Below are 23,222 nucleotides of genomic sequence, written 5' to 3'. Positions count from 1 at the left end.
TTAGCTCTCGTTTCGACGCGAGGTATTACCTTTAGGCGCACGTTTACGCGGTCTATTATAGCGACGTCGTTGAGCCGGATCGCTACCTAAATCTTGTAACATCGCGGCTTGGTCGTTGGCGTTCTTAGTCTGGAACTCTGTCCACCAATCGCTTAAACGCTGTAGTTCTGCTGAGGATTCGACCTGTGCACGCAGGACTAATAAGTCATAAGCCGCACGGAATTTAGGGTGTTCCATCAACTTCCAAGCTCGCTTCCCATGACGGCGAGAGATGCGCAGTTGAAGCGTCCAGATATCACGGATCATAGTGGTGAAGCGTTTAGGAATTGCTATCGCTCGACAAGCTTCATCTAGCGTATCGTTCATGGCTAATGAGAAAGCCTCGAAGAAAGGCAGACCACTTTCTTGTGCGATTTGTTGCGCTTTTTCTTGCAGTGGATACCAGTACATTACCGCAAACAGAAACGCAGGATTGACACGTCTATCATTCTGGATACGGCTATCAGTATTTTTGAGTACCTGTACTAAAATCCGCTCCATTGGGCTGTCGCCACTCTCAGTAAAATACTGATGAACTAATGGGAAGAGAGGTTCAAAAAGATGGTATTCACGTAACAATGGATAGGTGTACTCACCGTAACCCGATTGCAGTAATTTTAATGTTTCTTCGAAAAGACGCGCAGGAGGGATGTTCTTTAATAGCCCGGCGAGTTCGCTAATTGGGGCTGCGGTTTCAGGAGCGATAGTCATCCCGAGTTTCGCACTAAAGCGGATCACTCGTAACATCCTTACTGGATCTTCACGATAACGCGTTTCAGGGTGGCCAATAAGGCGAATAATTCCTTGCTCTAAATCGCTTAATCCGTTGACATAATCTCGTACAGTGAAGTCTGCAGCACTGTAATAGAGACTATTAATCGTCAAATCACGGCGTTGAGCGTCGTCTTCAATACTACCGAAAATATTGTCGCGTAACAGCATACCGTTTTGCCCTTGTTGCGACGTATTCCGATCAACGCTTTCTTCCTGCTCATGATGGCCACGAAAGGTAGCAACTTCAATGACTTCGGGGCCAAACATGACGTGTGCCAAGCGGAAACGTCGGCCAACTAAGCGGCAGTTACGGAATAGCTTGCGCATCTGTTCCGGGGTAGCGTTGGTGGTAATATCGAAATCTTTGGGTTTTTTACCCAAAAGAAGATCACGAACACCCCCACCGACTAAGTAAGCCTCAAAGCCTGATTTGTTGAGACGATGCAGTACCTTCAGTGCATTATCACTAATATCTCGGCGAGAGATATTATGTTGATCGCGTGGAATAATCGTTATCGGCGGTGGGACATTCTCTGCAGAGGTGTTCTCCTCGTCACGCGTAAGGATTTTTCGGCAAAAATTAGCGACTCGGGTAAAAATAGTACACCTCAACAATAAAAAAGTAGATACGGTTCCAAAATGAGAAGATCATAATAGCCTGTTGTGAATCATTTTAGAATGTTGATAACACATCTGTGTTAATGAAAGTGCTATTAATTGGGATTTTTACCCTCTGCCACTGTCGTGTCGCCCGCTGAATGAGCTGCTCAACACTCAGATCATTCCATTCATTGTCGACCACTTGTCCTAATGCGGCTAAGGCTGCTATCAACATTTTCTGTGGCGCTTGACGTGGCAGGGGCGGGGCATGATTTTGTTTTGAGAGTTTATTGCCATCAGGATTTAAGGCGAGCGGCAGGTGCAGATAGTCGGGAGCATTCCATCCCAGCTGCTGAAATAGTGCGATTTGTCGCACCGTGGGCTCAATCAAGTCTGCTCCCCTAACGACTTGCGTTATGCCTTGGTCATGATCATCCACCGTCACAGCAAGATTATAGGCAAACAACCCATCTCGACGATGAATAATAAAATCTTCTTGCGCTAATTGGGGATGACAGTGAACGGTTCCTCGTAACAGATCAGTAAATTGGGTTACGGGTGATTGCTGGAATAAGCGAAGAGCTGCCCCTTCTGGACCATGCTGGGCATTGCGACAAGTACCAAGGTAGTACCCCCCCGATTGCTGAATCGCTTTACGGGTACAGGTACAGTAGTAACTGCGCCGCTGCGTAATAAGCCACTCAAGGATTTCTCGATAACGGGCATGATGTTGTGACTGCCAAATGACCGGACCATCCCAATTTAACCCATAGTGTTCGAGTTGTTGCAGGATGCGTTGAGAGGCTCCCGCGATCTCTCTAGGAGGATCAATATCTTCGATGCGGACACGCCATTGGCCTTGTTGCGATTTGGCATCCAGATAGCTGCCAAGCGCTGCCATTAACGAACCAAAATGGAGGTCACCTGAGGGGGAGGGCGCAAAGCGTCCGATGATAGGTGTAGAATCAGTCATAATAGAAGTAATCGCACAGCCACTGGCGGTTGGGCACTGCGGCCGTGCAATTAGGTATATCCTCGATCAGCGGTAGGATTAGCCTGCCATCTGTTTTTCGCGAATTTCTGCTAGCGTCTTACAGTCGATACACATATCGGCGGTCGGACGTGCTTCAAGACGGCGAATGCCGATTTCTACACCACAAGCTTCACAAAAACCGAAGTCGTCATCTTCAACTTTTTTCAGCGTTTTTTCTATCTTCTTGATTAACTTACGTTCACGATCTCGGTTACGCAGTTCCAGACTGAACTCTTCTTCCTGTGTTGCGCGATCGGCTGGATCAGGAAAGTTAGCCGCTTCGTCTTGCATATGACTAACGGTACGGTCTACTTCATCCCTGAGTTGATTGCGCCAAGCAACAAGAATTTTTTTGAAGTGTTCCAGCTGGGCTTCGTTCATATACTCTTCGCCCGGTTTCTCCTGATACGGCGCCACCCCAGCGATGGCGAGGATACTTAGAGACGATGTTTTACGGTTTTGCCCTTCTTGCATGTTGCTTCTCCTGGATAACACGCACTATCGATTCCTGATTCCCACGTAGGGAAAAAAACAGGGCGCTATAAATATCAGAAACCGTGTGGGTTGGCAATTGATGATCACGATGAGTTTCGCGTTATTGATAATATGTTTCTAATTAAAGAGGAAAAACTCCTAAAAGAAAACATTTACCCCGCTATTCGACGAATGGTATCGGGTCCACCAATGTCAGTTGCTGGTGACTAATCTGCGCACGATAGACAAATACCTCAACCCCTAGTGTCATCGCTTCGTGCAGAAGTTGAGCATAAACGGGATCAAGATGTTTGGCCGCACTGACTTGATGGATACCTGTATGTAATACAGCAAAAAAGAGGCCTGCACGATGTCCTTGTTTGACGATCGACATTAATTCTCGAAGGTGCTTTTGTCCGCGTAAGGTGACTGTGTCGGGAAAATAGCCTTTTCCATGAGTTAATAATGTGACGGATTTCACCTCAAGATAATATTTTTGTTCTTCTTTATTAGAAAGGACAAAGTCAATCCGGCTCTTCTCCTCACCAAATGCGACTTCTCGTTGCCAATGCGTAAATTGTGCTAAAGAGGGAACGCCTTGTAGGGTGAGGAGCTCTTCGACGAGTTGATTCGCGCGTAGCGTATTAATACCAATCCAATGCTGGTCAGCAGTTTGTGTCAGTTCCCAACTGTAAGGATATTTACGCGTTGCTGAGCTGGAGGTGGAATACCAGATAGTATCTCCAGGGGTCGCACATCCTGTCATTGCACCGGTGTTTGCACAGTGTAGGGTAGTGATTTCTCCGCTGGGAAGACGGACGTCGGCAAGAAAGCGTTTATAGCGTTTTATTAAGATAGCCGGCTGGAGCGGCGAGGAGAATTCCATCAATCTTACTCTCTATCAAACAGGGGATAGTGCTGTTCGGTGTTAAGGATAACCCTGCCTCGCTGGTAGCGGCTTCTCATTAATGAAAAGTGCTGACAGGTCACTGGCCATGAGAAGTCTCGTTTCGGTAAACGAATCGAAGTAGGTACCTGTCTTAAAAGGGTGACATGAGGATGAAAAGGAAAAGCAGGTTGCGGGCAGCCTGCACGTGCGGCCCTTGAGCGTAATAGTTCGGCTAACTGTAAAAGCTCACGTGGTGCGGGACGGCATCCCACCCAAAGCTGGCCAGATCGTGGCCAATACCCAGCGTCATTCAAGGTAAAAGTAAAAGACGGTGATCGCAGTCCGCTGATCATAGACTGCAGTTGAGTCAGCTGTGTGGCCGTCGGAGCGTTCATCCATGCGAGTATCATAGAGAACTGTTCACTGGGAACCGGTATGCCCGTATCTGCTGGCAAAGCGTTGGCACGCCATTGGATGAGTTGCTCAGTGGCGCGACTGGGGAGAGGTAATGCGAAAAAATAGTTATCTGTCGCAGTGTTTCGGGAAACCACAGAGTTCCTTACGGCGTTAGGAGGTAAGTATCACCTATTCATTAATGCTATAGTAGCCATAGTATCATAATCCCTAAACGGAGCGAAGATTGAGCACCCTACCGATTCACGACGTGCTTGATGAGTTAGTGTTAGCCCTCTCTCATTCACCTCAAGTTATTCTTCAGGCTCCACCTGGTGCCGGTAAATCGACTTGGCTTCCTATTCAGTTACTGCAACGTCTTGGGTTGAACGGTAAAGTAATCATGTTAGAGCCAAGACGGCTTGCCGCCAAAAACGTGGCGCTTCGTCTTGCGCATTCTCTCGGTGAAGTTGCCGGTCAGACGGTTGGCTATCGCATGCGTGCTGAGCAGTGTATCGGTAAGACGACCCGACTTGAGGTGGTTACCGAAGGGGTGCTAACAAGACAATTACAGCAAGACCCCATGTTAGAAGGTGTCTCACTGGTGATCATCGATGAATTTCATGAACGTAGTTTACACGCTGACCTGGCTTTAGCATTTATGCTGGATGTCCAGCGAGGATTACGCGACGATCTTAAACTCTTGATTATGTCAGCGACCTTAGATAATCGACGGTTAGGGGAGGTATTACCGGAAGCACCCGTTATTACCTCAGAAGGTAGACATTATCCAGTCGAACGTTTCTATCACAGTCTTCCATCGCAGGGGCTGTTTTCCGCGAATCTCGCGCATAAAATCGTGGAAGTCTTGGGACAAGAACAAGGCGATATGCTGGTTTTCTTACCTGGTGAGCGTGAAATCCATCAAGTGATGAGCGAGGTCGCAACGCGATGTTCGCCAGAGGTAGAATTGAGACCTTTGTACGGCGCGTTATCCATTGAGCAACAACAACTCGCAATCAGTCCATCTGCCCCAGGGCAACGAAAAGTTGTTTTCGCCACTAATATTGCAGAAACAAGTTTAACGATTGAAGGCATAAGCTTAATTATCGACTCAGTATTAGAGCGTGTTTCGCAATTTGATTTACGGGCAGGCACTCCGCGACTTAACACACAATTTGTCAGCCAGTCGTCGATGACCCAACGAGCAGGACGTGCGGGTCGTTTAATGCCAGGAAAATGTTGGCATTTGATTGCGACCGAGCAAGCGGAACGTTTAGCCGAACAAGCGACCCCTGAGATTCTACGCAGTGACCTAACCGGGCTGCTATTAAATGTATTCGCTTGGGGCTGCCAACAGGTATCGGCGTTACAGTGGCTAGACGAGCCTCCTCGACCTGCACTGGCCTACGCTACGTCACAACTTCGCCAATTCGGCGCCATTGATGCGACTGGATCGTTAACGGCGAAAGGAAGAAAAATGGCTGAGCTCGGTGTGACACCTCGCCTCGCTGCAATGTTAATCGCCAGTGAGGGCAGCGATAGCCTATCGACTGCCGCATTACTGACGGCCATCATTGAGCAACCGGAACGACGTGGTGCGGGGGATTTACGCGATAGCCTCACCAAGCCAAGTGCAGTGTGGACGACCCGAGCGAGGCAAGTCTGCCGGATGCTGGGGGAAAGATTTTCGCTCAGTCCTCTCGATGATGCCCTCGCGCCATTATTGTCGGCGTTTGCCGACCGTATTGCTCACCGACGTGGAACGACCCATCGCTATCAACTGGCAGACGGTCGCGGCGCGACGTTAACGTTAGAGCATCCTCTAAGCCGCTATAGTTGGCTGATCGCGGTGCAATTACAATTACCGTCTGATCGGTATGAAGCTCATATTCAGTTAGCCTTCCCCCTATCGCTCGACGATATTCGACGTGAGGCGCCGCAGTTAATAAGCCATCGGCATGCGCTAGAGTGGGAGGAAAGCCAGGCGCAATTTAAGGTCTGGCAGCACGAGGTCATTGGCGAGATTATCATCAGCTCGCGGCCAGGAGACAAACCCAATCCAGACCAGCTAATTGCGGCTTACTTAGCTTGGGTAAAAGATAAGGGTTTAGCGGTATTACCTTGGGATAACGCCGCACTCGAATTGAAACAGAGGCTCGGTTATGCGCAACAGTGGCTACCTGAACTCGACTGGCCATCAGTAACGGATATCGATCTTATGAATAATCTTGAGAGATGGTTAGGTCCAGAACTGACTTGCTTACCTTCACTGGGGAATTTTTCACGCATTAATCTCTATCAGGCATTAAAATCGCAGTTATCCTGGGAACAGTGGCAGTATCTGGAGACAGAGGTCCCCACCCATATTGAGGTGCCAACGAGAAGAAAAGTCGCAATTGATTATCTTTCTCCACGCGCGCCTTTGCTATCGATAAAAGTACAAGAGATGTATGGCCAGCAACGTCCGCTCACCGTGGCACGCGGGCGGGTTAATGTAGTAATAGAGCTATTATCACCCGCACAGCGTCCAATTCAAATCACGCAAGACTTAGCTGGCTTTTGGCAAGGGAGTTGGCGTGAAGTACAAAAAGAGATGAAAGGGCGCTATCCTAAACATCTGTGGCCTGACGATCCGGCCAATACCCTACCGACGACGAAAACGAGAAAATCGTCCACGTGAAATTTAGTAACGAATCTTTCAGAAGGTTCTGTGTTTTTGGACCTAAAATAAAGATAAAGTATGTCGCCGATTGAGGCAAAGCCTGGAGAGAGAATTCATGTCTGGGAATGATCGCGAACCCATTGGGCGTAAAGGAAAAAACACGCCAAAGGGAAAAAGCCCCCCGGCTTCACCACGCAATAAGAAATATCAAGACGATTCGGATAGCTATGATGATGAGGAGAATACGTCATTGCCTGCAACTAAAAAGCGCGGAAAAACCCCGCGAAAAAGCCATAAAAGAAGTTGGCTAGGTCTACTACTGAAAATCATCTTAGTCATTGCTGTTATTGTGGCGGCATGGGGTGTCTATCTGGATTCAGAAATCCGTCATCGGATTGATGGACGAGTGTGGGACCTTCCCGCCACGGTTTATGGGCGTATGGTCAGCCTTGAACCCGGCATGCCGTTTGATCGTAAAGATATGGTCGCCTTGCTTGAAGGGACACAATATCGTCAAGTAACGAAAATTACTCGTCCGGGTGAGTTCTCTGTTAAAGGCAACAGTATTGAGTTACTGCGCCGACCTTTCGACTTCCCAGATGGTAAAGAAGGTCAGATTCATACTCAGCTGAATTTTGAAGATGGTGAGCTTAGCGAGATTAAAAACCTCGATACTGGTCGTGATTTTGGTTATTTCCGTCTCGACCCGCGCCTCATTACCATGATGCAATCCCCTAATGGTGAACAACGTCTATTTGTTCCTCGTACTGGATTTCCTGATCTCCTCGTCGATACCTTAGTCGCGACAGAAGACCGTCATTTCTATGAGCATGATGGGATTAGCCTCTACTCTATTGGACGAGCTTTCGTCGCGAACCTCACTGCAGGACGTGCTGTGCAAGGGGGAAGTACCCTGACTCAGCAATTGGTTAAGAACTTATTCTTAACTAATCAGCGTTCATTATGGCGTAAAGTGCGCGAAGCTTATATGGCGGTAATCGTTGATGCGCGCTATAGCAAAGATCGGATCTTGGAACTCTACCTCAATGAGGTGTATTTAGGCCAAGCGGGTAATGACCAGATTCGTGGCTTCCCACTTGCCAGCTTATACTACTTCGGGCGTCCGGTTGATGAACTTAGTCTCGATCAGCAAGCGCTATTAGTCGGTATGGTAAAAGGGGCCTCGCTGTACAACCCTTGGCGCAACCCGAAATTAGCGTTAGAACGCCGTAACTTAGTGCTGCGTTTACTGCAACAGCAAAAAGTTATCAACCAAGAGCTTTATGACATGCTCTCTGCACGGCCATTAGGGGTTCAACCTAAGGGCGGAGTGATCACCCCACAGCCTGCGTTTATGCAAATGGTTCGTAACGAACTACAGCAAAAGCTGGGCGATAAAATGCAAGATCTTTCGGGTGTGAAAATCTTTACGACGCTCGATCCTATTTCGCAAGATGCGGCAGAAAAAGCGGTCGAAGAAGGGATCCCTGTCCTTCGTAAACAACGTCGCCTTGCCGATCTCGAAACGGCAATGGTGGTGGTAGACCGTTTCAGTGGTGAAGTTCGCGCAATGGTTGGTGGCGCTAATCCTCAGTTTGCTGGCTATAACCGTGCGATGCAGGCACGTCGCTCTATTGGTTCTTTAGCCAAGCCAGCGACGTATCTTACCGCGTTAAGTCAGCCACAGCAGTATCGTTTGAATAGCTGGATTGCCGACCAACCGCTAGCGTTAAAACAACCCAACGGTCAAGTGTGGCGCCCAGAAAATGATGATCATCAGTTTAGCGGTAAGGTCATGCTTGTTGATGCATTAACGCATTCGATGAACGTTCCGACGGTTAATCTGGGCATGTCATTAGGGCTGAAAAACGTGGTGGATACTTGGACGAAGCTTGGTGTGAGCCAAGACCAGTTATCTCCAGTGCCAGCAATGTTACTTGGAGCGCTGAACTTGACGCCAGTCGAGGTTGCACAAGCTTTCCAAACCATTGCTAGCGGCGGCAACCGGGCGACCTTGTCTGCGGTACGCTCCGTGATTTCCGAAGATAATAAAGTGCTGTATCAGAGCTATCCACAAGCACAGCAGGTAGAGCCGCCAGAAGCTGCTTATCTGACACTTTACTCCATGCAGCAAGTGGTGGATCACGGTACCGCGCATGCATTAGGAAGCCAGTACAATACCATGCATCTAGCCGGTAAAACGGGTACGACCAATAACTTGGTCGATAGCTGGTTTGCGGGGATCGATGGTAAGGAAGTCGCGATCACGTGGATTGGTCGCGATAATAACCAATCTACGCACCTTTATGGCGCGAGTGGTGCGATGCAAATTTATCGTCGTTATCTTGCCAGCCAACCGCCAACGCCTTTACAGCTGACACCCCCCGATGACGTATCGATGATGCCTGTCGATTCTGCGGGGAACTTTGTCTGTAATACCGGCAGCAGTACTTGGCGTAGTTTACCTGTTTGGACGGCTGATCCGACTGCACTGTGTCAACAGCAACAGCAGCAGGTCGAGCAGCAGCAACAACAGTTACAGCAGCAACAACAGCAAGAACAACAAGGCAGCCAAAGTAATGGCGTTGCGGGTTGGATAAAAGATATGTTTGGCCACTAAGTTAAGTGAGCTAACGTAAAAAAAAAGCGCTGCCATGGCAGCGCTTTTTTTATCTCAATAGCAGGTTAAGCTAATTTCGCAAAGCTGCGGCGAGCGGCTTCGATAGTGCGATCGATATCCTCTTCACTGTGCGCCAATGACATGAAGCCCGCTTCAAAGGCTGAAGGGGCGAAGTAGACGCCTTCTTCTAACATCAGATGGAAAAATTGCTTAAAGCGCTCAGTATCGCAACGGGTTACATCCGCATAACAGCTGACCTCTTTATCTTCGGTAAAGAATAAACCGAACATCGCCCCCACTTGATTGGTCACTAAAGGAATTGCATATTGCTCAGCGACGCGCTTGAGTCCAGCGCAAAGACGTTCCGTCAAAGAAGTCAGTGTGCTATGAACACCCGGTTGAGAGAGCTGAGTTAAACATGCATAGCCCGCAGCCATGGCGATAGGGTTACCTGAAAGCGTACCCGCTTGATAAACCGGCCCTAATGGTGCAAGTGCTTCCATCACCTCCTTACGGCCCCCGAAAGCACCGACTGGCATACCACCGCCGATAATTTTTCCAAGGCAGGTAAGATCTGGCGTGACATTGTAGTACGCTTGGGCACCACCCAATGCCACTCGAAAACCGGTCATCACTTCGTCAATAATGAATAGCGCACCGAACTCATCACATAAATCACGTAGGCCTTGTAAGAATCCAGGTTGGGGAGGGATACAGTTCATATTGCCTGCGACGGGTTCCACAATCACACAGGCAATGTCTTCCGGATATTGCTCGAAGGCTTGGCGAACAGAATCAAGATCGTTATAAGTACAGGTCAGGGTATGACGTACCACATCTGCAGGGACACCTGGAGAATTAGGCTGTCCAAGCGTCAGGGCCCCAGAACCGGCTTTCACGAGTAAATGGTCGGCATGGCCGTGGTAGCATCCCTCGAATTTGATAAGTTTATCACGTTGAGTAAACCCACGGGCTAAACGGATAGCACTCATAGTAGCCTCTGTCCCAGAGTTCACCATGCGCACCATATCCATTGAAGGGACTAGTTCGCAAACCAGTTCCGCCATTTTGACTTCCATTTCGGTAGGGGCGCCAAAACTTAATCCCCGTTCAGCCGCTTCAATCACTGCATTACGGATTTCTGCGTTATTGTGGCCGAGCACCATTGGGCCCCATGAGCCGATATAGTCGATATAGGCTTTACCATCGACATCATAGATATAGGCTCCCTCTGCGCGTTCAATAAACAGAGGTGACCCGCCAACCCCTGAAAAAGCGCGAACCGGTGAGTTTACACCGCCCGGGATGACGGATTGAGCTTCTTGAAACAGTGCTTCAGACTTATTCATGACAAATTCCTGCATTACAGAGAAAGAATACCCTACAGTGTAATGGAAAATGCCCCATGCTGTTAATGGCAGGATAAATGATGAAGCTTCTCACGGCACGGTTGGTTTAGTTGTAGGCTTGATTGCGAAGCTATGCTGACTGATAATAGAGGGATAAGGTTGTAAGTTGACCCTCTCTTTTTGGAGCAGAATAATGAGCGATGACGTGGCCAACGTGCCGTTACAATTTACCGATGCAGCGGCGAATAAGGTTAAAACCTTAGTTGCTGACGAAGAGAACCCAGAATTAAAATTGCGGGTTTATATTACCGGTGGGGGCTGCAGTGGTTTCCAATACGGCTTTACCTTTGACGATAAAGTTAACGATGGCGATATGACCATTGAGAAGCAAGGTGTGGCCCTTGTGGTCGACCCAATGAGCCTTCAATATCTTGTCGGCGGTTCTGTCGATTACACCGAAGGACTTGAAGGTGCTCGCTTTATCGTAACCAACCCTAATGCTAAAACTACCTGCGGATGCGGTTCATCCTTTAGCGTTTAAGCTTTTTCCCCGTTAATTTATCAGGCTTAATGTGTGCAGCGTATTAAGCACGACCTGAATTTTCGGGGACGATTGCTGCACCGCTTTGTAACGTAAGGTTAGTGGTAGCCCATCCAGTTTTACCTCTGGCAGAATTAACACAATCTCCCCTTGTTCTAACTTGTCCTTAATTAACCAGTAAGGTAATTGTGCAACGCCTATCCCATTGCAGACCGCCATCAGGTGTGCTTCAGTGTGGTTAACCACCAATCGGTAATGAGAAGGATGCCACGCTTGTGGATGGCTACTTGTGGGAATAATCCACGGTTTCATTTGTCCGTTTTGCGCTTGATAGCCGACGATATGTTGCGCGCAGAGTTCGCTTAGCGTCGCCGGCATTCCGTATTCTGCAATAAAGCCAGGGCTTGCACAAAACACCATTTTCTCATAGCCAAAATGCTGAAATCCCTCTTGTGTCTCTAAAGGGATCCCCCCACCTATTCGCACGGCGATATCGATTTTTTCTTGTTCAAGGTCAAGTAATGTATCCGAGAAATGTAACGTTAGACGTAATTCAGGATAGCGCTGCATCAGGGAACAAAGTAATGGTAGTACTACCACTTTTCCAAAAGTTTCTGGGAGGGCAAGCGTAACTTTTCCTGTCGGTAAATCTTGGCTTAGTTGTAAAGCGGTTTCGGTCTCGGTGAGTTGGCGGAGGATCAGTAAGCAGGTTTCATAATATGTGCTGCCTGCATCGGTCAATTGTAATGTTCGAGTTGTTCTATCGAAGAGTCGGCAATCTAAACGTTGTTCTAATGCTTGAATTGACTTACTGATGGCAGAGGGTGAGAGATGGAGCCGTCTCCCAGCTTCAGTAAAACTTCCCGTCTGGACACAAGCAATAAACTGATGAATGTTTTTAAAGCGCTGATCGTGCATATTTGTGAATTCCATTCAAAAGTAATGTGAAATTTTACCTCAGATAAGCATTTAACTCTCAACTAAGCTAGTAGGATAAACTCACTTTTGGAGGTTTTATGCAAAAAAAAGCACTTATTATTGGCTGCAGTGGCATTACTGGTAGCGCTCTCGCTTTAGAACTACTTCAACAAGGTTGGGAGGTGACTGGCCTTTCTCGTGGGCAGTCACCATTACCTGAGGGGGTAAAAGGGCTCACTGCCGATCTAACGTCCGCGGAGCAGGTGGCTACTGTGCTCGGTGAACAGCGTCCCGATGCGGTATTTTTTACTGTATGGTCTCGTCAAGCGAATGAAAAAGAAAATATTCGTGTCAATGGTGCCATTGTTCGCCATGTCATCGATGCGTTAGGTGATCGCTTATCTAAAAGCCATGTTGCCCTCGTCACAGGACTTAAACATTATCTGGGGCCATTCGAGGCTTATGGCGCAGCGGATACCGTCATCACGCCTTTTAGAGAAGAACAACCACGCCAACCTGTCGATAATTTTTACTATGCACAGGAGGATGAGATTTTTGCTGGCGCTGAACGTTATGGTTATCGCTGGAGTGTACATCGTCCGCATACTGTGATTGGTGCCGCGCAAGGTAATGCCATGAATATGGGGCAAACACTTGCTGTCTATGCTGCACTTTGCCGCGAACAGGGGTGGCCCTTTGTTTTCCCTGGCTCTCCTGAACAGTGGAAGGGAGTCTCTGACGTCACTGATGCGAGGATCTTGGCTCGCCAATTGGTCTGGTCTACTGACGCAGTAGAAGCGCAAAATGAAGCCTTTAATATTGTTAATGGCGAGCATTTCAGATGGGAATGGTTATGGCCACGACTTGCGGGCTATTTTGGTGTGGAATGTGGAGACTATCCGGGCAGTACAACACCATTAGACGAAAAAATGCAACAGGCCGACGCGCAACAGCTGTGGACGGAACTCGCGGAGAAGTATCAGTTGGAAACGAAAGACGTCAATAAGCTGGCTTCATGGTGGCATACCGATGCAGATCTTGGTCGACCTTTCGAAGCTTTTACCGATATGACGAAGAGCCGCTCGGCAGGATTTATGGATTATCAGTCGACTGAGCAGAGTTTCTATCAACTATTCGATCAGTTGATTGATAAAAAGGTTATTCCTAACTTTAAAATAACGTCGTACTAATGTGAGTTTCTACGGCTAATTTGTGAATTAGCGTAAAGTTTTTTAGTAGAAAAAATCCCGCAGTGAGCGGGATTTTTATTGGTATCAACCGAGTTTCTTAACGATGGATTCAACCAATAACGATGACTGTTGTGCCGCAATCGTGAGAAATTCATCAAAACTTAAATGAGAGGCTTGATCGGCCACATCGGAAATAGAGCGGACAACCACGAAAGGTGTCGTAAATTGGTGGCAGACATGGCCTATCGCCGTTGCTTCCATTTCAACCGCGATGGCTTGCGGGAAAGTCGTGCGAATACGCGACAAGGTTTCAGCCCCATTAACGAACGCATCACCACTGACGACAAGTCCTGTGACAGTATGTAGCGCTAAGTCAGCCGCGCACGACTTAACTGTCGAGATAAGATTTTCATCTGCTGTAAAAGCCGCGGGACAGCCAGCCATTTGACCTGGCTCGTAACCGAAAGCGGTGACGTCTGCATCGTGATAGCGTACTTCACTAGATACCACGATATCACCAATTTTAAGGCTACTCTCTAAGCCGCCTGCTGAGCCAGTATTGATGATCACATCAGGTTTGCAGAGTTGAAGTAACAATGTCGTCCCTAATGCGGCGGAGGTTTTACCAATCCCTGATTTCAATAACGCAATGTCGACGCCATGGAGTGTTCCCGTATAGATCTCACATCCGGCCAGACTAATCGTTTGACGCTGTTCGATTTTTTCGCGGAGCAGTGTAACTTCTTGCTCCATCGCCCCGATAATGCCTATTTTCATGGTATACCCTACTAAAACGGTGGATTCAATTATGTGAGATAGCATAGTCTATCACGGTGTTAGAAGGAATTAATGTTGTCTAAGGGGAGAAGAGGGTGAGGATTAATTTTAAAGATAAGATTAGCGTTAAAAGACCTTTTAATAACGGCCGTACTCCAGAGACAGAAGAACAGATCAGCCGAGTATTTGAAAGCGATCGCGGACGGATTATCCACTCAGCGGCACTACGTCGTTTACAACAAAAAACCCAAGTTTTTCCCTTAGAACGTAACGCCTCTGTTCGCTCGAGGTTGACGCACTCACTTGAAGTTCAGCAGGCAGGGCGCTATATCGCTCGTGAAATTTTATCAAAATTACAGCGGCAATCTGGACTCGAGCAGCTTGGCCTCGAGAATTTCGCCCGTAGTTTTGAAAGTTTAGTTGAAATGGCTTGCTTATTGCACGATGTGGGTAACCCGCCTTTTGGACACTTCGGTGAAGCGGCTCTGAAAGATTGGTTTCAAGAACATTTAGCGGTGGGGATTCCGGGTTTTGATAACGAGGAACCCCATCTTAGCTCGTTAATTGCCAAAATCCGTACCGATCTCAGCCATTTTGAGGGTAATGCACAAGGTATTCGCTTAGTACACACTATTTTACAGCTTAATCTTAGCTATGCCCAAGTGGCCTGTATTATGAAGTACACTGCCCCGGCTTGGTGGCAAGGTGAAAAGCCTGAGGCTTATTCAACATTGATGAAAAAGCCGGGTTTTTACCTGTCGGAAGAACCTTATATTCATAAGCTTAGGCAAGAAACCCAACTCGCTGAGTTTCATCGCTTTCCTTTGACTTACATTATGGAAGCCGCTGACGATATTTCTTATTGTATCGCCGATTTGGATGATGCCGTGGAGAAAGCTATTTTCAATGTCGATGCACTTTATGGGTATTTAGCCACAGAATGGGGTGCTATACAGCCTAATGACTTATTTTCTCGCACAGTAGAGGAGGCCTGGTCAGAGGCGAAAACGAAGAAACGGCGAAGTAAAGGTGACCAATTTTTTATGTCCCTTCGTGTGCATGTACAGCGCGAGCTAGTCAAACATGCCGTTCAGCGTTTTATCGAACATTTACCTGCTATCTTCACAGGAAGCTTCAATCATGCCCTATTGGAAGACGAGGGCGATGCTGGACGATTATTGGCAGTATTTAAGAAAGTGGCGCGTAAATACGTTTTTCGGCATTCGGAAGTGGAACAATTGGAGTTACAAGGGTACCGGGTGATTAGAGGGCTGTTGGATATCTATCAGCCGATGATGATGCTCTCTTATGATAACTTTCATCGGTTGATAACTGAAGATGAATTGCCCGGCTATCCGATTGAAACCCGACTTTTTCACCGCTTATCGGATAAACATTGCAAAGCGTATTGCCACCATTTACAGCAGTGCCAACACCTTCCCCATTCAACCTTGATGCTGTGGGAGCGCTATTACCGATATCGTCTGATTCAAGATTATGTCAGTGGCATGACAGATCTTTATGCTTGGGAAGAATATCGCCGTTTGATGGCCGTCGATTTCGTCTAGAAAGTGTCAAGCGTTCAAATATATTTTTACGTTTTTACAGGGAGTTAAGAAGGAACTAATTGGTATACATTCATTCTTATGAGAATCATCACAGCAATGATGCAGGAAAGTAAAAATAAGAGAATCCGACTATGAAAAAAAATATTTTATCACTCAGTATGGTTGCACTCAGTTTGAGTTTAGCGTTGGGATCAGTCAGTGTCAGTGCGGCACAAACTGCATCGGCCGATAGCCAACAACTGCCTAGTCTCGCGCCGATGCTTCAAAAAATTATGCCTTCCGTGGTGAGCATCAGTGTTGAAGGCTCGACTACCGTAAAAAATCAAGCTAACCAGCAATTTCAGCAGTTTTTCGGCGACATGACTCCTTTTTGCCAGCAAGGTTCACCTTTCATGAATTCACCGCTTTGCCAAACGCCGAATCAAAGGCAGGGTGGCCAGCAAGAGAAGTTTCGTGCTTTAGGTTCAGGGGTGGTCATTAATGCGCAAAAAGGCTATGTGGTTACCAACAACCATGTGGTCGATAACGCTTCGAAAATTACCGTTCAATTGAGCGATGGACGTCGCTTTGATGCCAAAGTGATAGGTAAAGATCCTCGTTCCGATATTGCCTTAATACAACTTAAAGATGCGACCAATTTGACTACTATTAAGTTGGCAGACTCCGATAATTTACAAGTTGGCGATTATACCGTCGCGATTGGTAACCCCTATGGATTGGGTGAAACTGTCACCTCCGGGATCGTTTCGGCACTCGGTCGTAGTGGTTTAAATGTCGACAATTATGAGAACTTTATTCAAACCGATGCGGCTATAAACAGAGGAAACTCAGGTGGAGCATTGGTTAACCTTAATGGTGAGCTGATTGGTATCAATACGGCAATCCTCGCACCCGACGGCGGTAATATTGGTATTGGCTTTGCTATCCCAAGCAATATGGTAAAAAACCTGACGGCTCAGATGATTGAGTATGGCCAGGTTAAGCGTGGTGAATTGGGGATCATGGGGACAGAGCTAAATTCTGAATTGGCAAAAGCCATTCATGTGAATGCTCAACGTGGCGGATTTATCAGCCAAGTGTTACCTAACTCCTCCGCTGAAAAAGCAGGGTTGAAACCAGGTGATGTGATTGTCTCGATGAACGGTAAGCCGTTGAATAGCTTCGCAGCCTTACGTGCGGAAGTCGGTTCACTACCTGTCGGAACCAAATTATCGCTCGGTATCATTCGCGAGGGTAAACCGATCAACGTGACCCTTGAGCTACAACAGAGCCGCCAAGATAATGTCTCATCAGCAACGATTTATGCCGGAATTGAAGGGGCAGAATTGAGTAATTCGGTCAGCAGTGGACAAAAAGGCGTTCATGTCGACGCTGTTAAAGTCGGTTCGACTGCCGCACGCATTGGTTTACGTAAAGGTGATGTAATCTTAGGCGTCAATCAGCAAGCTATTGCTAACCTTGGTGAGCTACGTAAGGTGCTTGATACAAAACCTGCGGTATTGGCGTTAAATATCAAGCGTGGTAACGACGCGTTATATCTGCTCGCTCAATAAAAACGGGTTGTAAAGCCATAGCCCACTTACCCACGGTGGGCTATGTTTTGGTTGCATATGAAAAAGTTGATAGAATAGTTGTGCAAATAAAAAAAGTATGTCTATCATAGAGGAATCGGTTTGTAGTACAGACCTTATGCAAGCAAATTTAGTAAAGCAGTCTTCATTTCAAGCGTTATCCATCGATATCCTTTCTCATGAGCCTCCTTTTAAAGTGACCATAAGCTATTTACTGTATAGCAGATCAGATTCGCCATACTGAGCGGATCGATAAGTAAGGATTTAACGATGTCTATTAAGATGACTGGTTTAGTAAAGTGGTTTGACGCAGGTAAAGGTTTTGGTTTTATCTCTCCTGTAGACGGAAGCAAAGACGTGTTTGTTCATTTCTCTGCAATCCAAAGCAACGATTTTAAAACGTTAGACGAAGGCCAAAAAGTCGAATTCTCCATCGAGAATGGCGCGAAAGGACCTTCTGCTGCAAACGTTGTTGCTCTCTAAATAGTTGAGATGTTGTGATAGTTACGATAGCGATGAAGGTGTAGACCAGAGCAGTTAATTATCACATAAAAAAATCCCGCATTGAGCGGGATTTTTTTATCTACGATTATTTAAAGCGAGTAAGCCGGTCAAGATCAGCTTCGATCTCAGCGATCTTGTTTGAGACTACCGCCTCTAAGTGACGGAGATCTTCAAGAATTTTATTCTTCAAATCGACTTCTAACGGATTTTGTTGGCATAACTGATCCAGTTCCTCAATCACATAAGAGAGATTTGGATTAATTTTTTGAGTGTCATTTACAGATAAATGATCAGCCGACTCACCTTGACGAGGATATTTAAACTTAACGCTTTTCGCGAAAAATTCACCTTTATCCTTTCTAAAGTAGATTTTTAAAATATCGTGATGCGCTTCTTGACGAAGATTATAGCGATCAATTTCTTCAGGATGGGTGATCCCTAAGCTTTTTAAATTATCAAACATAGTTGTTAACCTCTTGAGTTCACCTTTGTCCAAAACCAATCACATCGTAGACAAGAAGCGAGTGGATCAATTAATCATCAATGCTACGAAGTAATTCGTTCACACCGACTTTGGCGCGTGTTTTAGCATCGACTTTTTTCACGATAACGGCACAGTAAAGACTGTGACTACCATCTTTTGCTGGCATACTTCCTGAAACGACTACTGAGCCTGCTGGAACACGGCCGAAGAAGACTTCACCGGTTTCACGATCATAAATACGTGTGCTTTGGCTAATATAAACGCCCATGGAAATAACAGAACCTTCTTCGACGATAACACCTTCAACGATTTCAGAACGTGCACCGATAAAGCAGTTATCTTCGATAATAGTTGGATTTGCTTGCAGCGGCTCTAATACTCCGCCAATACCAACGCCACCTGAAAGGTGAACATTCTTACCGATTTGTGCACAAGAACCCACAGTTACCCAAGTATCAACCATTGTCCCTTCATCGACATAAGCACCGATATTGACATAAGAAGGCATTAACACTGTGTTGCGAGCTATATACGCCCCTTGACGCACGGCAGCAGGTGGAACGACACGTAAGCCTTCTTTACGGAAACGAGCGTCATCGTAATCTGCAAATTTTAACGGAACTTTATCGAAATAGCGGGTTTCAGCGCCGTCCATCACTTGGTTATCATTGATGCGAAATGAAAGAAGAACTGCCTTTTTCAGCCATTGATGTGTTACCCACTCGCCGTCAATTTTCTCAGCGACACGTACTTCACCCTTATCGATCAACTGAATAATTTGATTCACAGCATCGCGCGTTTCGCTATCAACGTTGTTAGGCGTGATTTCTGCACGGCGTTCAAAGGCAGCTTCAATAATTTTTTCTAACTGTTGCATCATAATTTCCCAAAATTCTCATTGTCTAAGTAAGCAGTAAATAAAACTTAACTACCTGTGTGAGGGTAAAGCTTAATGTTTTACCCATTACGATCTTCCTTGAACTACATTTTATCGGTTGGATTGAGGGTCTCTGTCAACCTTTGACGCAATTGCTCGCGCATTTTTTTACTCAATCCACGGCGTTCATTGTCTGCAAGAATAAATAAATCTTCAACGCGCTCACCAATTGTACTAATACGCGCTCCATGAAGGGAGATATCAAGCTCAGCAAAGATCGCACCAATCTGTGCGAGTAATCCGGGTTGATCTAAGGCAACAAGCTCCAAATATGTTCGACGGTCGGTATGTCCCGGCAAATAGTGAACTCGCGTTTCAACGGTAAAGTGACGTAATCGTGACGAGGACCTTCTCGTTTTCGGTATCACCCATTTCTCTTGCTGTAAGGATTGTGTCAGACCTTGGATAATTGAGGCATGACGGTCTGGCGCTAACGGAGTGCCCTCCGGTTCAAGGACAATAAACGTATCCATCGCCATGCCATCACGGTTAGTAAAAATTTGGGCATCGTGAACGCTTAAATTGCGGCGATCTAATTCTCCAGCAACGGTGGCGAATAAATAGGCGCGGTCTGGACTCCAAATAAATATTTCTGTCCCGCCTCGGGCTGATTGGGGGCTGATTAACACTAAGGGCTCAGATAGCGTATGTTTGAGCAAGTGCCGCGCATGCCAAGCTAACTGTGTTGGAGTGTGGCGTAAGAAATAATCAGCTCGACAGCGATTCCATAAATGGAATAGGCGATTTTCATCAACGTCGTTCATGCGCAATAGTGCTAAAGCTTGCTGTCGATTATGTCTGACACGCGAGCGCAGATCCGGGCGCTTATCTTTACCACGACGCAGCTGTTTCTCGGTAGCAAAGAAGAGCTCACGTAATAAGCTCTGTTTCCAACTGTTCCACAAGCTCTCATTGGTCGCACAAATATCAGCTACAGTGAGGCAGGTTAAGAACTTTAGTTGGCGCTCATTCACCATTACTTCAGCGAACTGGCGAATGACTTCTGGATCTTGAATATCTCGACGTTGCGCAGTCACTGACATCAAAAGATGATGTTCGACCAGCCAAGCAATCAGTTCACTGTCGCGAGAGTTGAGTTGATGTAGCTTGGCAAAAGCGTAAACATCTTCTGCACCAAGCAAACTGTGATCGCCTCCGCGGCCTTTTGCAATATCGTGAAAAATAGCGGCAATAATTAAAATTAGGTGATTAGGTGAACGTTGCCAAATTTCTACGCATAGCGGGTGTTGAGGTCGGACATCTTCTCTGCCAAAGCTTTCGAGCTTTTGTAGCACCCGCATGGTGTGTTCGTCGACGGTGTAAGCATGGAACAGATCGAATTGCATCTGACCGACTATCGACTCCCATTGCGGTAAATAAGCGGCTAGAACGCCATGGTGGTGCATCGGCATTAATGCTCGGCTCACTGCGCCGCTGCTTGCTAAAATTTCGAGAAATAAAGGTCTGGCGGCGGCAATATCGCACAGCGGTGCTTTCATTTGCTGCAGGGCTAGGCGCAGTTGACGCAGAGTTGCTGAATAGATGCCCGTAATCTCTGGATGGCGAACCATCACCAGGAACATTTTTAAGATCGTTTCGGGGGAGTGGGTAAAGCTTTGACTATCCCGTAGTTCAATCAGATCTCCCCTTAATCGAAATAGGTCATCGATAGGGCAGGGACGTTCTGTGGTCGGTAGGGTAAGTATCGCTTCATCAAAGAGTTGTAATAACATCGTGTTGAGTTCGCGAATACGGCGCGTCACACGATAATAATCTTTCATCATCTTTTCGACGGGGGTATTGCCTTCGCCGAGATAATTAAGACGTGTTGCAACAGAGAGCTGCCGGTCGAATAACAGTCTGTTGTCGTAACGCGTTAACGTTTGATGCAAAGCAAAACGTAATCGCCACAGAAAAGACTGGCACTTTTTGAGTTCGTCCCGTTCTTCAGCAGTCAAAAATCCGAATTGCACCATATTATCTAGGGAGGTTGCACCGAAGTGACGGTGGGCAACCCATTGCAACATGTGAATATCGCGTAAACCTCCCGGGCTACTTTTGATATCGGGCTCTAGATTATAACTCGTGCCGTGATAACGAAGGTGGCGGTCGGTTTGCTCTTTAATTTTTGCTGAAAAAAAGTGCACTGAGGGCCAGAATTCTTCGCTAAAAATATTTTTTTGCAGTTCAAGAAATAGCGATACATCGCCGATTAACATTCTTGATTCGATTAAATTGGTCGCAATGGTTAAATCTGCCAGCCCCTCGGTTAAGCACTCATCCAGAGTACGAACGCTTTGCCCGACTTCTAGTTTTACATCCCAAAGTAGGGTGATAAGTTCGCTTACCTGCTGTGCTTGATAAGCGGTAAGGGGCTGACGGCTAATGATTAATAAATCGATATCTGAAAGCGGAAGTAATTCTTGACGACCGTAGCCTCCGACAGCCACTAAGGCGAGTTCTGTTGCGCCGCTTAATTGATAAAATTTCCAGAGCCGTTGTAAAAGATGATCGATAAAATCACTTCGTGCAACGATAAGCTCGTCAACGGCCACACCTTGATCAAAAGCTTCAGCTGAGAGTTGCTGAAAGCAGTCAAGAGCGGTTTTTATACTCTCACGTTGTAATTGGTCATCATGCCAACTTTCCGGAACCTGGATTAATGCAGTCAAAGCTTGAGGAACAGGCACGCTCATTCACTTATTCTCATCATAAAAAAAGCCGACTCTTTGCCGGCTTTATGATTAATTCAGTAAGATCTTACTTAGTTGACTAATACCGCAGGTATGGTTTCATCTTTACGAAGCGTTAGAATCTCACAGCCAGTATCTGTGACCACAATAGTATGCTCGTATTGTGCAGACAAGCTTCGATCTTTAGTTTTTACGGTCCAACCGTCTTTCATGCTGCGAATACGATAGTCACCAGCATTAACCATCGGTTCGATAGTGAAAGTCATCCCTGCTTGTAGCACGACACCTTGATCATCGGCATCGTAATGCAATACTTGTGGTTCTTCATGGAAACCTTTACCAATCCCGTGACCACAATATTCGCGCACCACGGAAAAGTTCTGAGCTTCAACAAACTTCTGGATTTCTTTACCCAGAGTACGTAAGCGAATACCCGGTTTCACTAAGCGTAAGGCCAGATATAAACTCTCTTGAGTGATCTTGCAGAGGCGCTCACCTAAAATAGTGGGTTTACCCACGATAAACATCATTGAAGTATCACCGTGGTATTCATCTTTGATGACGGTAACGTCGATATTGACGATATCGCCTTCTTTCAACAAGCGCTCATCGCTAGGAATACCATGGCAAACGACCTCATTGATTGAGATACAAACCGATTTTGGGAAACCGTGGTAACCCAAGCATGCTGAGACAGCTTGCTGTTGTTCGGTAATATACGTCGCGCAGATTCGGTCCAGTTCACCAGTGGAAATACCGGGTTTAACGTATGCACCAATCATTTCCAGCACTTCAGCGGCGAGACGGCCTGCTACGCGCATTTTTTCGATTTCTTCAGGTGTTTTAATTGAGATAGCCATAAATTTCATTTCCCTAGTAGCCAGAGGACGCTGCGCTGGCGATTACCTAATAATTGCGACATAGATTAACACAGGCTGCACCCGTGCTGCCAATATCCCCGCAGCGATGCTCTCTTCAAGCCTGTAAAAAGTGAACAAAATATAGCACCAAGGTCTATTTTATGGTATAAAGCGCGCCGATGATTCTTTATCTCTCATCTTGAAAGATAGGGCATCGCTTACACTCATTATGTGAAAGGTGATTTTCGCAGTTACTGTGAAGGTCAAACCAAAACACACATGTACCGACACATACTCCGGGGTGCCTGCAAAGGTCGGTGGTATGGGGTACATGGAGGCTCAA

Annotated in this window: 19 protein-coding genes; 7 read left to right on the top strand and 12 right to left on the bottom strand. The window is 46.6% G+C overall.

Annotated features, from left to right (window positions below):
• The 5 genes from pcnB to thpR all read right to left on the bottom strand — a co-directional run bounded on the left by pcnB (position 1) and on the right by thpR (position 4,360).
• Positions 1-1,413 carry a polynucleotide adenylyltransferase PcnB gene (gene pcnB / locus QJR74_RS11590; protein WP_304374033.1) on the bottom strand — a complete coding sequence of 471 codons (1,413 nt, stop codon included), beginning with the start codon at positions 1,411-1,413 and terminating at the stop codon, positions 1-3.
• A gap of 73 nt (positions 1,414-1,486) precedes the next feature.
• Positions 1,487-2,386 (bottom strand): tRNA glutamyl-Q(34) synthetase GluQRS, encoded by a 900-nt coding sequence (gene gluQRS / locus QJR74_RS11585; RefSeq protein WP_304371996.1) that lies wholly within the window; start codon positions 2,384-2,386, stop codon positions 1,487-1,489.
• A gap of 78 nt (positions 2,387-2,464) precedes the next feature.
• Positions 2,465-2,920, bottom strand: a complete 456-nt coding sequence (dksA, locus tag QJR74_RS11580; protein ID WP_048911544.1) for an RNA polymerase-binding protein DksA — start codon at positions 2,918-2,920, stop codon at positions 2,465-2,467.
• A gap of 181 nt (positions 2,921-3,101) precedes the next feature.
• Positions 3,102-3,806 carry a DNA/RNA nuclease SfsA gene (gene sfsA, locus QJR74_RS11575; protein ID WP_304371995.1) on the bottom strand — a complete coding sequence of 235 codons (705 nt, stop codon included), beginning with the start codon at positions 3,804-3,806 and terminating at the stop codon, positions 3,102-3,104.
• Positions 3,807-3,811: 5 nt separating this feature from the next.
• Positions 3,812-4,360, bottom strand: coding sequence for an RNA 2',3'-cyclic phosphodiesterase (gene thpR / locus QJR74_RS11570; RefSeq protein WP_304371994.1), 549 nt, complete (start codon positions 4,358-4,360; stop codon positions 3,812-3,814).
• Positions 4,361-4,449: 89 nt separating this feature from the next.
• On the opposite strand from thpR, the gene hrpB reads away from it, so the two are divergent.
• Both hrpB and mrcB read left to right on the top strand, forming a co-directional pair.
• Positions 4,450-6,885: an ATP-dependent helicase HrpB gene (hrpB, locus tag QJR74_RS11565; protein WP_304371993.1), complete on the top strand. Its 2,436-nt coding sequence runs from the start codon at positions 4,450-4,452 to the stop codon at positions 6,883-6,885.
• 97 nt (positions 6,886-6,982) lie between these two features.
• Positions 6,983-9,487, top strand: coding sequence for a bifunctional glycosyl transferase/transpeptidase (gene mrcB / locus QJR74_RS11560; RefSeq protein ID WP_304371992.1), 2,505 nt, complete (start codon positions 6,983-6,985; stop codon positions 9,485-9,487).
• A 65-nt stretch (positions 9,488-9,552) separates the two neighbouring features.
• On the opposite strand, the gene hemL is transcribed toward mrcB, so the two are convergent.
• Positions 9,553-10,836 (bottom strand): glutamate-1-semialdehyde 2,1-aminomutase, encoded by a 1,284-nt coding sequence (gene hemL, locus QJR74_RS11555; protein ID WP_304371991.1) that lies wholly within the window; start codon positions 10,834-10,836, stop codon positions 9,553-9,555.
• A gap of 193 nt (positions 10,837-11,029) precedes the next feature.
• Between hemL and erpA the strand changes: the two genes are divergently transcribed.
• On the top strand, positions 11,030-11,377 hold the full coding sequence (erpA, locus tag QJR74_RS11550; protein WP_048911552.1) for an iron-sulfur cluster insertion protein ErpA: 348 nt from the start codon (positions 11,030-11,032) through the stop codon (positions 11,375-11,377).
• Positions 11,378-11,389: 12 nt separating this feature from the next.
• Here the strand turns inward: erpA and QJR74_RS11545 are convergent, their stop codons facing one another.
• Entirely contained in the window at positions 11,390-12,295 is a 906-nt protein-coding gene (locus tag QJR74_RS11545; RefSeq protein ID WP_304371990.1) for a LysR family transcriptional regulator, read from the bottom strand.
• 98 nt (positions 12,296-12,393) lie between these two features.
• Here QJR74_RS11545 and QJR74_RS11540 point away from each other — a divergent pair, with 98 nt between their 5' ends.
• Complete coding sequence (locus tag QJR74_RS11540) at positions 12,394-13,485, top strand: SDR family oxidoreductase (protein WP_304371989.1); 1,092 nt, start codon at positions 12,394-12,396, stop codon at positions 13,483-13,485.
• A gap of 84 nt (positions 13,486-13,569) precedes the next feature.
• Here QJR74_RS11540 and mtnN read toward each other — a convergent pair whose 3' ends face one another.
• Positions 13,570-14,262, bottom strand: coding sequence for a 5'-methylthioadenosine/S-adenosylhomocysteine nucleosidase (gene mtnN / locus QJR74_RS11535; protein WP_304371988.1), 693 nt, complete (start codon positions 14,260-14,262; stop codon positions 13,570-13,572).
• A 95-nt stretch (positions 14,263-14,357) separates the two neighbouring features.
• On the opposite strand from mtnN, the gene dgt reads away from it, so the two are divergent.
• The 3 genes from dgt (at position 14,358) to cspE (ending at position 17,884) form a co-directional block, all read left to right on the top strand.
• The gene (dgt, locus tag QJR74_RS11530; protein WP_304371987.1) at positions 14,358-15,830 is read left to right on the top strand and encodes a dGTPase; all 1,473 of its coding nucleotides are present in this window, start codon (positions 14,358-14,360) and stop codon (positions 15,828-15,830) included.
• Positions 15,831-15,961: 131 nt separating this feature from the next.
• Positions 15,962-17,383: a serine endoprotease DegP gene (gene degP, locus QJR74_RS11525; protein ID WP_304371986.1), complete on the top strand. Its 1,422-nt coding sequence runs from the start codon at positions 15,962-15,964 to the stop codon at positions 17,381-17,383.
• Positions 17,384-17,671: 288 nt separating this feature from the next.
• On the top strand, positions 17,672-17,884 hold the full coding sequence (gene cspE / locus QJR74_RS11520) for a transcription antiterminator/RNA stability regulator CspE (protein WP_304371985.1): 213 nt from the start codon (positions 17,672-17,674) through the stop codon (positions 17,882-17,884).
• Positions 17,885-17,990: 106 nt separating this feature from the next.
• Here the strand turns inward: cspE and QJR74_RS11515 are convergent, their stop codons facing one another.
• From QJR74_RS11515 to map, 4 genes are all read right to left on the bottom strand, one after another.
• Positions 17,991-18,368, bottom strand: a complete 378-nt coding sequence (locus QJR74_RS11515) for a DUF3461 family protein (protein ID WP_304371984.1) — start codon at positions 18,366-18,368, stop codon at positions 17,991-17,993.
• A gap of 70 nt (positions 18,369-18,438) precedes the next feature.
• Entirely contained in the window at positions 18,439-19,266 is an 828-nt protein-coding gene (gene dapD / locus QJR74_RS11510) for a 2,3,4,5-tetrahydropyridine-2,6-dicarboxylate N-succinyltransferase (protein WP_304374032.1), read from the bottom strand.
• A 104-nt stretch (positions 19,267-19,370) separates the two neighbouring features.
• Positions 19,371-22,022, bottom strand: a complete 2,652-nt coding sequence (glnD, locus tag QJR74_RS11505) for a bifunctional uridylyltransferase/uridylyl-removing protein GlnD (RefSeq protein ID WP_304371983.1) — start codon at positions 22,020-22,022, stop codon at positions 19,371-19,373.
• A 68-nt stretch (positions 22,023-22,090) separates the two neighbouring features.
• Entirely contained in the window at positions 22,091-22,879 is a 789-nt protein-coding gene (map, locus tag QJR74_RS11500) for a type I methionyl aminopeptidase (RefSeq protein ID WP_304371982.1), read from the bottom strand.
• Positions 22,880-23,222: the final 343 nt, after the last annotated feature.

Origin of the sequence: Tatumella ptyseos (assembly GCF_030552895.1) — a bacterium.
GTDB lineage: Bacteria > Pseudomonadota > Gammaproteobacteria > Enterobacterales > Enterobacteriaceae > Rosenbergiella > Rosenbergiella ptyseos_A.
This window is presented reverse-complemented; position numbering and strand designations above follow the sequence as displayed.